Raw genomic sequence first — 12,832 nt, 5'->3', positions numbered from 1 at the left:
AGTAAAATTATAAATCCCGTAGGGATTACATATTGGTAAAAAGAACAAAAACCCGCTCTATTGTCCCGTTAGGGACTATACCTTTCCTTTAGATTTGTCTTGTCCCTAACGCGACAAATGATCATAACACTTAATATATTAGTACCGACATAAAATCCCTACGGGATAAAGTAATAATCTATTTAAAGTTAAAAGAAAACTAAAAAACTACTTCACTCCTTCCCACTCTGCATAGAATTGAGCAAGAAACGTTTCCATGAAGCGATGTCTTTCGGCAGCGATTTGTTTACCGGTTTCTGTGTTCATTTTATCTTTTAAGAGCAAAAGCTTTTCGTAAAAATGATTTATCGTTGGCGCATTATTCTTTTTATATTCTTCTTTTGTCATATTGGTTATTGGCGCAATTTCAGGATCATGTAAGGTACGATTTTTAAATCCACCGTAATTGAACGCTCTTGCTACTCCAATTGCTCCTATTGCGTCTAACCGATCCGCATCCTGAACGATATCTAATTCTACAGAAGAAAACTTCTTTTCGAAATTTCCGCCTTTATACGAGATGTTTTCGATGATATTTACAACATGCTTAATAATATCTTCTGAAACACTTTCAGATTCCAGAAACAAACGTGCTGTTTTTGGTCCGATAGTTTCATCTCCGTTATGAAATTTACTGTCGGCAATATCATGAAGTAAAGCACCTAATTGCACAACAACCAAATCACATTCAGTTCCTTTTGCTATTAAAAGCGCGTTTTTATAAACTCTTTCGATATGAAACCAATCGTGTCCGCCTTCGGCATCGTTTAGTTTTTCTTTTACGAAGGCAATTGTTTTGTTTATTAATTCAGTATTATTCATAGTTGTGTTTTTGAATTGAGAAATGGCACACGGATCTAACGGATTAAACGGGTTTACACAGATTATATTCTAATTTGTTCTTTGTAAAATTTCTTTTAAATAAAAATGTTGATTGTCAAAGTTTTAAAGCTTCAACAATCAACAATATGTTTTAAATTTCAATGACAATTGCAAAAATCAATTTTAAATCTGAAATTTAGTTTCAAAACAATCTAAAATCTATCCCGAAGCTTCGGGACTGCAATCTAAAATTATTTACAATCTTGCAGGTTCAACCCATTTAAAGATATGTCCTTCTTGCGGAATTACTAATCTTTCTGAGATTCTCGCCATACGAGCCGGTAATTTCATTAAATAATCACGTGCTTTTTCAGCTTCATCTGTTAAGTTAGAAACCTTGTCAATTTCCCATTTATCGATTAACTTTTGCATGATATCAACGTAATCATTTGCTGTGTAAACACCAATACGTTGGGCAGAATCAGAAAATTGTTCGAAAGCAGAACTTATCTTTTGACCAGATTCTCTTAGGAAATGCGCCGGCATAACGATTTTTTGTTTCATCATGTATTGAAAAGCCAACATCATTTCGCTTGGATCAACTGCAAAAATACGTGTAACAAATTCGCTGTAAGCGTGGTGATGACGCATTTCGTCACCAGCAATCATTTTACACATTTTAGATAGTTTATTATCGCCAAATTTCTTTGCGATTTGCGCTACTCTATTGTGCGAAACATAAGTTGCTAATTCCTGGAAACTAGTGTATACAAAGTTTTTGTATGGGTCAGTTCCGGTTCCAATATCAAATCCGTCGTTGATTAAGTGCTGTGTCGTCATTTCGATTTCACGCATGTTCACACGACCTGACAAATACAAGTATTTATTAAGCAAATCTCCGTGACGATTTTCTTCTCCGGTCCATTGTCTGATCCACTTAGACCAGCCATTTCCACCATTTTCGATTTGATCTATTCCTTCTACATCCATCAACCACGATTCGTATGTTGGCAAAGCTTCCTCAGTGATTGTATCACCAACAAGCGTTACCCAGAAATCGTATGGTAATTCTTTGGCAATTTCACGCAACTCTTTTACCTCCTCAAAGAAGTTATCTCCTTCAGAATTAGGCAAAAAGTCTGACGGCTGCCAAATTTTTTCCACTGGAATTAAATACTGTTCTACGAAGCTATCCACGTTTTTTTCCAAAAACTGCATTACTTCTAATCTAATGTTTTTTATAGACATTACTTATTTAAGATTGGGATTTTCATTTCAGATTATTTCTGAATCAAAAATCTATTTATACTCGTTTACTCCTTCTACAACTGCCTTTTCAGTCAATCTCATTAACTCGGCAAAATCATAATCTTTTACCGCCATTGCTTCATGAACGGTAAAGGTAAGATGATTTCCTAAGCTTACCGGGAAAAGGCCATACTTTACCATTTTCCACGAATTATTAATACTCACAGGTACAATATATGCCGAAGGTGCATATTTGCATAGGATTTTTAAACCACTTTGAGCAAATTCTTTAGGTTTTCCTGTTTTACTTCTTGTGCCTTCAGGAAAAATAACAGCAGATCTTGTGTTTTTTTCGATATATTCAGACAAGCCTTTGATTACAGGAATCGCTTGTTTAGGGTCTTTTCGGTCAATTAGTACAGAACCTCCGTGGCGTAAATTGTACGATACACTTGGAATTCCTTTTCCTAACTCCTTCTTACTTACAAATTTACAATGAAAACGTCTAAAGTACCAAATCATTGTTATAATATCGTACATGCTTTGATGATTTGAAACAAAAATCAAAGGAACTCCAGTTGGAATTGACTCTCTGTTTTCAATTTTATACGTTGTTCCTACCAGATTTGTACATCTTAGAAGGCAAAAATTTAAATAATCGACGCTTTTTTTATGAGCCTGATATCCAAAAACATTTAGGCAAAACCATTGTATTGGATGAAATACCAATAAAACCGAACTAAAAAACAAATAGTAAATTACGGATATGGGATACGAAATTATTTTTTGCATGCTTTGAAAATTAAAGGCCAAAAGTAATAAATAAATTTTTAGCGGTATAAAAATTGAAAACAATAACCGATTTTCTTGTTTAATTGTACCTTTGCCCTTGAAATTGCAAATTTTTTCTGAATTAAATGAACTTCACTTACCCTAAAAATGAACGCCTAAAGAGCAAGACGACAATTGGTTTACTGTTTTCTGAAGGAAAATCGGTATCTAAATATCCTTTGCGTCTGGTTTACCGTCAAGCGGAAGTTAATCAGCAAGAAAAAATCAAAATTGGCGTTTCTGTTTCTAAAAAGTACTTCAAAAAAGCTGTCGATCGCAATTATTTCAAACGTGTTTTGAGAGAAACCTATCGTTTAAATAAACATTTACTTTTGGACAACATTCAGGAATCTTATTCGTTAATGTTTTTCTATCAAACCAAAGACAGATTATCGTACGAAGAAATCAATACCAAAACAATTCAGTTGTTTGAGAAATTCTTATCTCAGGTGAATAAAACTCCTGATTCTGAAAATAAAACAGAGTCATAAATTCCCAAAAGCAACTTTATTTATCAAATTATACGAAAAATTACAAAAAAATTGTAGTTTTAGACTTAATTTGAAATATTTATGCGACAATTTTTCTTTATATTTCTAGCTGCTCTTACTTTCATAAGTTGTGAAAAAAGAACCGAAAGTGCTGCTGTTGCAGACATGTCAATTTCTGCTGTAAAACTTTCATCACCAAGCCAACCAGATGAAGATAAAAACATTGTAATTCCTCAAAAAATAATCAAAGAAGCTTTTCTTAAATTTGAAACTAACGATTTAGAGGAAACTTACAATCAAATTAAAACTGCCATTGCCGCTAATAAAGCAAGTATTCAAAATGATTCTCAGGAAAAAGATTATGGTACAATCACCAGAAGATTAACGATAAGAATTCCTAGTCAGAATTTTGATGTTTTTCTGGAATCGATATCCAAAGGCGTTTCTTATTTTGATGAAAAGAACATTTCGTCTCAAAATGTAACCGAGCAATATATTGACTTAACATCAAGATTACAGACAAAACGCAAACTCGAAGCACGTTATATCGAAATATTACAAAAAGCTTCTAAAGTCAGCGAGATTCTGGAAATTGAAAAACAGATTTCGGAGATTAGAGAAGAAATTGAAGCAAAAGAAGGTCAGCTTAAATATTTAGAAAGCAGAGTTTCTGAAAGTACCGTTACAATTGAATTCTATAAAACCATTGCTCAAAAAGAAGGCGTAAAAATATCTTATGGATCAAAAATTTGGAACTCAATTCAATCCGGATTTTTTAGTTTATCAGATTTTTTACTGTCGCTTATTAGTGTTTGGCCGTTTATTATCTTATTTTGCGTGCTTGCCTATTTTATTAGAAAAAGATTTAAAAGAAAAAAAATATAATCATGTATCCTTATTTCAAAAAGAAGTTCATTATTCCAACCGTTGCAGCTGGATTTTTATTTGTTGGAACCAGTTTCAAAGATGACTTCTTTGAGATCGCCAAACAAATTGAGATTTTCACGACATTATTCAAAGCAGTAAACACCAATTATGTCGATGAAACAAATCCGGGTGATTTGATGGACAAAGCGATTAAAAGTATGTTAGGAAGTTTAGATCCTTATACGGTTTACTTTAATGAGCAAGATGTTGTAAACTTCAAGATCAACAATACGGGCGAATACACCGGAATTGGTGCTATGATCGCCAGAAAGAAAGATCGTTTAATTGTTCGAGAACCTTATAAAAATTATCCTGCTGACAAAGCCGGACTTAAAGCGGGTGACGAAATTATTCAGATTGGTGATGTTTTGATTGCCGATTTTAAAGATGACGCTTCTCAATTATTGAAGGGAACAAAAAACACAAAAATCAGCATAAAATACATTCGTCAGGGTAAAACTATGACCACAGAATTGGTTCTGGACGAAGTTGATATTAAATCTGTTCCTTTCTATGGAAAAATAGACGAAAAAACGGGTTATATCGTTCTGGCACACTTTAGCCGAAAGGCATCAAATGAAGTAAAAGATGCTCTTGAAAAACTAAAAGCTGATGGAGCAACTCAAATCGTACTTGATTTAAGAGGAAATCCGGGTGGTTTGCTAAACGAAGCGATTGATATCTGTAATTTATTTGTTCCGAAAAATGAGGTTATTGTAACTACAAAATCACGAATCGAAAAACATAATAATACTTATAAAACGACTAAAGAACCTGTAGATACTGAAATTCCGTTGGCTATTTTGGTGAATGGGCGAAGTGCATCTGCGTCAGAAATTGTTTCCGGAGCTTTGCAGGATTTAGATCGCGCCGTGATTTTAGGAAGCCGTAGTTTTGGTAAAGGTCTTGTTCAGCGTTCTGTTGATTTGACTTACGGAACTCAGCTAAAAGTAACAATTTCACGTTATTACACGCCTTCGGGACGTTGTATTCAGGCTTTGGATTATGCTCATAAAGACAAAAATGGTGTAGCTCAAAAAACTGATGCTAAAAATTTCAATGCTTTTAAAACCAGAAAAGGAAGAACGGTTTATGATGGCGGCGGAGTTTTACCGGATATTGAATTGGATGAAACTAAAATGAGTCCAATTACAACTGCTTTGCTTAAAAACGACGGTATTTTTGACTACGCAACTTCTTATTACTACAAAAATCCAAATTTAGGAGATAAGATTCCAGCGGTTACAGATGCTGATTATACTAGCTTCAAGCAATATCTTAAAACGAACAAAATTACTTTTGATACAGAAACTGAGGTTGCGTTGAAGAATACTTTGGCTGCAGCCAAAACTGAAAAGATAGACGAAACAATTGCTCCGGAATATCAGCAATTGTTAAACGCTCTTGAAAAAAGCGAAACGACTTTGCTAGACAAAAATCAAAAAGAAATTAGAAACCTGATTCAGGAAGAGCTTATAAAAAGATACCAATATCAGGAAGGTTTATATCAATATTACATTAAAAACAATTCAGAAATTAAGAAAGCAGTGAGCGTTTTAAATAATCAAACTGAGTATAAGACGATTTTAAAAATGTAAAAAAATAATGAAGATTTGTAGAGCCCTATTTCTGTTTATTATTTACAATTTATCGGCGCAGCAAAAACCTATCGAAACTATCTATTTTGATTTCGACAAGTATGATCTTACGGATCAGCAAACCGAAGTTGTAACTAATTTTATTAAAACTATTGACACCTCAAAAGTGGAGTCGATACAGATATATGGCTATTGCGATGATCGTGGTAACGACGAATATAATTTTCGTTTATCAAACAATCGTGTAAATACAATTCAGGAATTATTGATTTCAAAAGGTTTTAACCAAAGTAGAATTGTTATTCTGGAAGGAAAAGGACGTGTTGTTGTGCGCCCTGATACTATCGAAAATCTTCATGAAACAAGATCCAAAAACCGTCGTGTGGATTTGATCGTTGTAAAACGAAACAGTTTTGGAAAAGGGATTTATAACTCTTTAAGAAATGATTTAAAGGTTGGCGACAAAATCTATTTTGAAAACATTTTGTTTGATCTTGGAAGTGCAAAACTCACCAATAATTCTAAAAAAGAATTAGATAAAATTGCCGAAAAACTACTTGAGAAAAGAAGTTATCAATTTGAAATCAGAGGACATGTTTGCTGTACTCCGGAAATATACAGCGACGCAATTGACAGAGATACTAAGGAAAGAAGACTTTCCTGGAATCGCGCCAAAACCGTTTTCTATTATCTGATTTCTAAGAAAGTTTCCAAAAGCCGAATGACTTATTTAGGCTGCGGCAATAAATATCCGCTTAAAAAAGGAGATGCTCTTGATCGTCGTGTTGAGTTTGTGATTACAAAAGTTTAGATCCTTTTCCGCAAAAAATTACTTAAAGTTTCACTCTAACCATAACTAGTAAACGGCTATTTTAAAATGTGTTATCTTAAAAAACAATAGTGCTTAATTTTATTTATCGCAACATCGTAACATTAAATTAGAGCTTGAAGAATCGCACAAAGATCAAACCTAACAGGTTTTAGAAACCTGTTAGGTTTTTTTAATTTTCAAAACAATAATAAAATTAGATATTATTGTTTTACCATTTCAATATGCTCAATATCATCTTCAAGATACATTTCGCTTGATTGAACAAAACCGTGGCTTTCGTAGAATTTCTTCAAATATAATTGTGCTCCGATTGTTATTTTCTCTTTATCGAAATGTGTTTTTATTCCGGCAATAGCTTCACGCATTAAATCGTGTCCCCATTTTTTATCACGGTAATTGGCATCAACTACTACTCGACCAATTGAACTATTATCAAAACTAATTCCGGCATCAAATAAACGCGAATACGCAACTATTTTACCATCATATTCTCCTATCAGGTGCAATGCTTTCTTGTCTTTGCCGTCAAGATCTAAATAAACGCAATTTTGCTCCAATACAAAGATCTCACTTCTTAGTTTAAGCAAATCATATAACTCATGAACCGTTAGTGCTTCAAACGGCTTTATTTTCCATTTTAATTCCATTGTAATCTATTGTTGACATTTAAAGTCCCTAAATTAATTTAAAAAAGCCAAATTATGAAAAATTGACAAACTACCTTTTATCAATTTTTACGGATTTTATAATCGCTTCGAGATCTAACATCAAATCTCGTTCTTCGTTTGATGGTGAATAACAAAATCCTTCTATGACCAAAATTCTATTGTAAGTTTTGTCGACAATTGCATAATTTATAAATGGACCAGCCATAAAATCATTCTTTAATTCCCAACTTCCTTTGGTTTCATAGGCTTTTTTACCATCTAATTCTGTTGTTGAAAAATAAGGCGCATACGCTTCTCCAGTGATCATACGAGTATTGGGTTCGCGGCCTTTGATATAATAACCTACTGAATCCCGCATTTTGACAATGCTTCCAACAACGTTTGAACCTGTCTTGAAATCATGAAGTGGAATCTGATAAATAAGTAAACTCGTGTTGCCGCTTATAATATCTTTTTTAAGCCAGATAAAGTTCTTTTTGTGCAACATGTATTCATATCCTGTTGGAATCTGTATATCGATATGAAATTTGTTTTTGATAATGGCGGGATGCAATAATGATTTGCTGTTATCGTCCTGGATCTTCTGAATTTCAGAATCCCGAATAATCTTTATTATTTGCGCCGAATTCATTTCTATACTGCAAATAATATCATCTATTGATTTTCCGTAAATGCGAAATGTATTGTGAGGTAAAGCTTTACTTCGAATGATTTCGAATTTGTCTGCGGCGGCTTTTTTTACTACAATAATGCTTCGGCTGTCTGTAACGAAGCCTTCGAGTAATTTGGCAGGATATTGATTGATTGTAAATAGCGGTTCTTCCTGGGTAAGTCCCCAAACCGGCGAGGCAAATTTATTTCTAATGGTATCGCCCACTTCTCCATACCATAACTGATCGTCTATGATTATGGAAATTGTATTTGTTTTACCGGATACTGGCTGGGATTGTCTTTCGTTTTTAAAACACGAAATCAGCACGAATGGTAATAGCAACAAAAAAAAATGGGTTTTATTCATTTTATTAATTTATGAAATAAAACCCAAATTTAAATAAGATTTTTTATTATCCGTTTATTTTAAGCTTCATTCCGGGTTTAATATCTCCATCTTTAATATTATTCCATTTTTTAATATCTGAAATTGTTATTCCAGGATACTTTTTAGAAATACTATATAACGAATCTCCTTTTTTAACGTAATAATCTTCTCCTAAGCTTTTTGCAGAAACTGCTTTTTTCTTAAACGGATCAATATTATTTACTACGACAGCCGTTGAAACATTGTTTCCTTCGGTTATAGTAACAATTTTAGAGATAACTAATGTTTTTCCTAATCCAACGTTGTTTGATGTTAGATTGTTCAGATCTTTTAAGTCTGCAACAGTCGTACCAAATTTTTTGGCAATGCTTCCTAAATTATCTCCGGCAACAACAACATATTCCTGATTTACTGTACTTGATTTTTCATTAACATCAGTAGATGCCACTGCTGTTTCAACATTTTTTTCAACTACAGGATTTGATTTTATGTCTTCAGTATTTTTAGCAATTGGATCAACGTCTGATTTAATTTTTAATGTTTTTCCTAACGCAACTGCATTTGATTTAAGATTGTTCCACTTTTTTAAATCGGTAACATTTACATTATACTTTTCAGCAATGGTGCTTAAATTGTCCCCTTTTCTGATTTTATAAAACTGAATATCTTTAGCCAATTCTGGTTTCTCTTTTGCAAAAGGTCTTGCTTTTGGAGCTACTTTTAATGCTAATTGTGCTGGTAAGGTCTTTCTTGTTGATTGATATGCAACGTAGTTATAAATCTTGTCTTCATTTGAAACGAATGTGGCAATTTTATCTTTAGGTAAACGTAAGAAATGCGGTTCTCCCTGATAATAAGGCACAACATTTAATTTATAAGAAGGATTTAAAAGTTGTATTTGAGATTGTGGCATGTCTAACAAATCTGCGATTTGCTTGAATGTCATTTCTCTTTTGATATTGATTGTGTCAGTTTCAAAGTTTTTAACGACTGCTCTTTCCGGGTTTATGCCATGTTCTTTATGGTATTCAAAAAGATACATTGTTGCTAAAAAAGCTGGAACATAACCTTGTGTTTCTTTTGGAAGATAATTGCGAATGTCCCAGTAGCTTGTTTTTCCGCCTGAACGACGAATTGCTTTAGTAACATTTCCCGGTCCTGAATTATAAGATGCTAAAACCAGCTCCCAGTCACCAAAAACATTAAACATTTTGGTCATATATTCTGATGCTGCAGCTGTAGCTTTAAGTGGATCGCTACGTTCGTCAATATAGGAATCTATTTTAAGTGCGTATTGTTTTCCGGTTCCGTACATGAATTGCCAAAGTCCCGTGGCGCCCATTTTAGAAACTGCTTTAGGGTTTAAAGCAGATTCTACAACGGCTAAATATTTAATTTCTAAAGGAACATTTTGTTTGGCAAAAGCTTCCTCAAAAATTGGGAAATAATATTCTGATAAAGCCATTAATCGAGAAAACGATTTTTTACGATTCTTAAGAAATGACTTTATTATATTTTCTAATCCTTGATTGTATTCAATCTCAAAAGGTGATTTCTCATTCATTGCCGTAAGCCGTTGTTTTAGCAACTCTGTTGGCAATTCTTCATCGACAGTAACGTCTGTGTTGATGGTTTGAATGTCTTTTGTCAGATCGTCATAAATGTCTAAACTTGTTAATTCTTTCATCCAAAGACTGTCTACGCGAGTAGCCATATCGTCTTTTTTGAAAGTGCTTTTAACGGAATCCAGATAAGATAACTTTACTTCTGGTTTAATTTCTACTGTTGATGTTGTTGAAACTTCCTGCGCAAACATCGACATTGAAAAAAAAGCCGAAACCACTATTGATAATTTTTTTACAATCATATAACATTTTTTTAAAATCCTATAATTCAAATAATTACAGAAGCCTTACTTTTGCAAACTTAAACAGATTAACGATGAAAAATACGCAAAAAAATGTTAATTGTGATATTTTAGTCTAAAATCGCAGCGATTCCAGGTAAAATTCTTCCTTCTAACATTTCTAGCATCGCCCCGCCACCAGTGGAAACGTAGCTCATTTTGTCTTCGAAACCAAATTGTTTTACTGCTGCAACTGAATCTCCTCCACCAACTAGTGAAAATGCTCCATTTTGAGTAGCTTCTGCGATATAATCACCTAATGCAATTGTTCCTTTTGAGAAAGTTTCCATTTCAAAAACTCCTAATGGACCATTCCATAAAATAGTTTTTGATTCTAAAATTACTTTCTTGAAGTTCTCTAAAGATTTTGGACCTGCGTCAAGACCTTGCCATCCGTCAGGAATTTCTCTTACGTCAACTACTTGTGTATTTGCCGTATTTGAGAAATCATCTGCAGCAATTACGTCAACCGGAATGTGAATTTGTACTCCTTTTTCTTTAGCAAGTCTTAAAATTTCAAGTGCTAATTCTTGTTTGTCATCTTCACAGATAGACTCTCCAATTTTACCACCAAGCGCTTTAACAAATGTAAAAGTCATTCCGCCACCAATGATCATATGATCTACTTTGTCAAGTATGTTCTCGATAACTGTAATTTTTGAAGAAACTTTTGATCCTCCTAAAACTGCTGTTACTGGTTTTTCACTGTTTTTAAGAACTTTATTTAAACTTTCGATTTCTTTTGCCAATAATGTTCCGAATGTTTTATCGTTTGGAAAAAATTGCGCAATAATTGTAGTCGAAGCGTGTGCTCTGTGTGCTGTTCCAAAAGCATCGTTTACGTAGATATCTCCAAGTGACGCTAATTCTTTTGCAAAAGCAACATCTCCAGCTTCCTCTTCTGCATGAAAACGTAAATTTTCTAATAATAAAACTTCTCCCGGTTGTAAATTTTTAGCAGCGGTTTGAGCTACTTCTCCAATACAGTTTTCAGCAAACTTAACCTGAACTCCTAAAATTTCAGAAGCTGTTTTTAAAATATGCTTTAATGAATATTTTTCTTCAGCACCTTTTGGTCTTCCTAAATGCGACATTAAAATTACACTTCCGCCTTGAGCTAAAATTGCATCAATTGTTGGCTTTGCAGCTTCGATACGCGTTGCATCTGTTACATTAAAATTCTCATCCAGTGGCACATTAAAATCAACACGGATAATTGCTTTCTTATTTTTAAAATCGAAATCGTTTAAAGTTTTCATTTTGATAATTTTTTAATTTTTCTGATAGAAAAACAAATATAGAACTTTTAAAGTAGTAATAAATTTGAAAAATCTAAAAATAATACACCTTTAACAACGAAAACGTTGTAATTTATCAAAATAAACAAATTAAGTCTTAAAATTGCTAAAAATGCTTACAGATCTAATTAATCATGAACCGGACCTTGTGTACAAGGACAATTACTGATCGATTGTAGGAAATCAAATCCGATAGTTATTACGTGTGTACCGGTATTGTAAGCTCCAAGATCATTGAACATTACCTGGTATGAATATCCAAAATAGAATTTAGATTTCATGAATCCTGCCATTGGTCCAACTGATAATGGTTTTGGGAATTGATCGTTAAGGAAACGATATGAAACTCCTATCCAATAATAGTCTTCATAACGATTGTAACGTCTGTACTTAAAGTTTAAATCGGTTGAAGATCGTTTATCACTTGCAAAGTATTGAAAATACACTGATGGTTCATATTCAATACGACTGTTTTCTTTATCTCTAAAAGTAAAACCTGAATAAACCTGATAGTTGGAAAGCAAATTAGGCTCAACTCCTCTGTACTTATTGGTGTTTTTCTTTAGAACGTTGTTTGCATTAAAACTTACAAAGAAGTCTTTATTACGATACAAAGCACTAATGTCAAAGTTATTGTTTGCATTATAACGATTATCTGTAACTGATGGATCGATTACAGGATGTTCGTACGGATCTGTATTGAACTCATCTGTATCAATTTTGAAAGTATTAAAGTTATACGAAAGTCCAAAAGACAAATATTGCTTTGAATAGTAATCCAGAATAATATGATGAGCAAAAGAGACTTTAGCACCGGTTTGTCTGGTATATCCGTTTTTATCATTATACAGCGAGATACCAACTCCTGAACGATCCAGAACTCTAAAATCGACATATAGCGATTGATTCTCAGGCGCATCCTTAATTCCAACCCATTGGGTTAATCCATTGGCTCTAATTCTAAGATTATCACCAATACCTGCGTAGGCGGGAGAAAGCACAAAAGGGTTATCAGCTAAATACTGAGTAAACACTGGTAGGTTTAACTCTTGGCTGTAACTTGTTGTTACAGCCATGAGTACTAAGGATAAAATTAATTTTTTCATTGTAATAATTTTTTTAGATAACATCAT

At 33.3% G+C, this 12,832-nt stretch carries 12 protein-coding genes; 4 read left to right on the top strand and 8 right to left on the bottom strand.

Annotated features, from left to right (window positions below; all coding sequences use genetic code 11):
- Window positions 1-207: 207 nt before the first annotated feature.
- The 3 genes from C8C83_RS09375 to C8C83_RS09365 form a co-directional block, all read right to left on the bottom strand.
- The gene (locus C8C83_RS09375; protein ID WP_121328078.1) at window positions 208-861 is read right to left on the bottom strand and encodes an HD domain-containing protein; all 654 of its coding nucleotides are present in this window, start codon (window positions 859-861) and stop codon (window positions 208-210) included.
- 255 nt (window positions 862-1,116) lie between these two features.
- Window positions 1,117-2,109 carry an acyl-ACP desaturase gene (locus C8C83_RS09370; protein WP_121328075.1) on the bottom strand — a complete coding sequence of 331 codons (993 nt, stop codon included), beginning with the start codon at window positions 2,107-2,109 and terminating at the stop codon, window positions 1,117-1,119.
- A 51-nt stretch (window positions 2,110-2,160) separates the two neighbouring features.
- The gene (locus tag C8C83_RS09365; RefSeq protein ID WP_121328073.1) at window positions 2,161-2,901 is read right to left on the bottom strand and encodes a lysophospholipid acyltransferase family protein; all 741 of its coding nucleotides are present in this window, start codon (window positions 2,899-2,901) and stop codon (window positions 2,161-2,163) included.
- Window positions 2,902-3,026: 125 nt separating this feature from the next.
- On the opposite strand from C8C83_RS09365, the gene rnpA reads away from it, so the two are divergent.
- The 4 genes from rnpA (at window position 3,027) to C8C83_RS09345 (ending at window position 6,767) form a co-directional block, all read left to right on the top strand.
- Window positions 3,027-3,431: a ribonuclease P protein component gene (gene rnpA / locus C8C83_RS09360; protein ID WP_121328071.1), complete on the top strand. Its 405-nt coding sequence runs from the start codon at window positions 3,027-3,029 to the stop codon at window positions 3,429-3,431.
- A gap of 81 nt (window positions 3,432-3,512) precedes the next feature.
- Window positions 3,513-4,316, top strand: coding sequence for a DUF4349 domain-containing protein (locus C8C83_RS09355; RefSeq protein ID WP_121328069.1), 804 nt, complete (start codon window positions 3,513-3,515; stop codon window positions 4,314-4,316).
- Window positions 4,317-4,318: 2 nt separating this feature from the next.
- Window positions 4,319-5,956 (top strand): S41 family peptidase, encoded by a 1,638-nt coding sequence (locus tag C8C83_RS09350; protein ID WP_132011736.1) that lies wholly within the window; start codon window positions 4,319-4,321, stop codon window positions 5,954-5,956.
- A 7-nt stretch (window positions 5,957-5,963) separates the two neighbouring features.
- The gene (locus C8C83_RS09345) at window positions 5,964-6,767 is read left to right on the top strand and encodes an OmpA family protein (RefSeq protein WP_121328067.1); all 804 of its coding nucleotides are present in this window, start codon (window positions 5,964-5,966) and stop codon (window positions 6,765-6,767) included.
- A gap of 221 nt (window positions 6,768-6,988) precedes the next feature.
- Here C8C83_RS09345 and C8C83_RS09340 read toward each other — a convergent pair whose 3' ends face one another.
- From C8C83_RS09340 to C8C83_RS09320, 5 genes are all read right to left on the bottom strand, one after another.
- Window positions 6,989-7,435: a GNAT family N-acetyltransferase gene (locus C8C83_RS09340; protein ID WP_121328065.1), complete on the bottom strand. Its 447-nt coding sequence runs from the start codon at window positions 7,433-7,435 to the stop codon at window positions 6,989-6,991.
- A 70-nt stretch (window positions 7,436-7,505) separates the two neighbouring features.
- Window positions 7,506-8,474: a DUF4837 family protein gene (locus C8C83_RS09335; RefSeq protein WP_121328063.1), complete on the bottom strand. Its 969-nt coding sequence runs from the start codon at window positions 8,472-8,474 to the stop codon at window positions 7,506-7,508.
- A gap of 46 nt (window positions 8,475-8,520) precedes the next feature.
- Window positions 8,521-10,362 (bottom strand): lytic transglycosylase domain-containing protein, encoded by a 1,842-nt coding sequence (locus C8C83_RS09330; protein ID WP_121328061.1) that lies wholly within the window; start codon window positions 10,360-10,362, stop codon window positions 8,521-8,523.
- 110 nt (window positions 10,363-10,472) lie between these two features.
- Window positions 10,473-11,660 (bottom strand): phosphoglycerate kinase, encoded by a 1,188-nt coding sequence (locus tag C8C83_RS09325; RefSeq protein ID WP_121328059.1) that lies wholly within the window; start codon window positions 11,658-11,660, stop codon window positions 10,473-10,475.
- A 167-nt stretch (window positions 11,661-11,827) separates the two neighbouring features.
- Complete coding sequence (locus C8C83_RS09320) at window positions 11,828-12,805, bottom strand: type IX secretion system membrane protein PorP/SprF (RefSeq protein ID WP_233566039.1); 978 nt, start codon at window positions 12,803-12,805, stop codon at window positions 11,828-11,830.
- Window positions 12,806-12,832 lie beyond the last annotated feature (27 nt).

Source organism: Flavobacterium sp. 90 (genome assembly GCF_004339525.1).
Classification (GTDB): Bacteria; Bacteroidota; Bacteroidia; order Flavobacteriales; family Flavobacteriaceae; genus Flavobacterium.
Note: the sequence above shows the minus strand (reverse complement) of the source record. Positions and strands in the feature narration are given on the sequence as shown.

Coding starts and splice junctions, on each gene's coding strand:
- C8C83_RS09330 (WP_121328061.1), bottom strand. CDS start 10,362: ATGATTGTAAAAAAATTATCAATAGTGGTTTCGGCTTTTTTTTCAATG.
- C8C83_RS09370 (WP_121328075.1), bottom strand. CDS start 2,109: ATGTCTATAAAAAACATTAGATTAGAAGTAATGCAGTTTTTGGAAAAA.
- C8C83_RS09365 (WP_121328073.1), bottom strand. CDS start 2,901: ATGCAAAAAATAATTTCGTATCCCATATCCGTAATTTACTATTTGTTT.
- rnpA (WP_121328071.1), top strand. CDS start 3,027: ATGAACTTCACTTACCCTAAAAATGAACGCCTAAAGAGCAAGACGACA.
- C8C83_RS09335 (WP_121328063.1), bottom strand. CDS start 8,474: ATGAATAAAACCCATTTTTTTTTGTTGCTATTACCATTCGTGCTGATT.
- C8C83_RS09355 (WP_121328069.1), top strand. CDS start 3,513: ATGCGACAATTTTTCTTTATATTTCTAGCTGCTCTTACTTTCATAAGT.
- C8C83_RS09345 (WP_121328067.1), top strand. CDS start 5,964: ATGAAGATTTGTAGAGCCCTATTTCTGTTTATTATTTACAATTTATCG.
- C8C83_RS09375 (WP_121328078.1), bottom strand. CDS start 861: ATGAATAATACTGAATTAATAAACAAAACAATTGCCTTCGTAAAAGAA.
- C8C83_RS09325 (WP_121328059.1), bottom strand. CDS start 11,660: ATGAAAACTTTAAACGATTTCGATTTTAAAAATAAGAAAGCAATTATC.
- C8C83_RS09320 (WP_233566039.1), bottom strand. CDS start 12,805: ATGAAAAAATTAATTTTATCCTTAGTACTCATGGCTGTAACAACAAGT.
- C8C83_RS09350 (WP_132011736.1), top strand. CDS start 4,319: ATGTATCCTTATTTCAAAAAGAAGTTCATTATTCCAACCGTTGCAGCT.
- C8C83_RS09340 (WP_121328065.1), bottom strand. CDS start 7,435: ATGGAATTAAAATGGAAAATAAAGCCGTTTGAAGCACTAACGGTTCAT.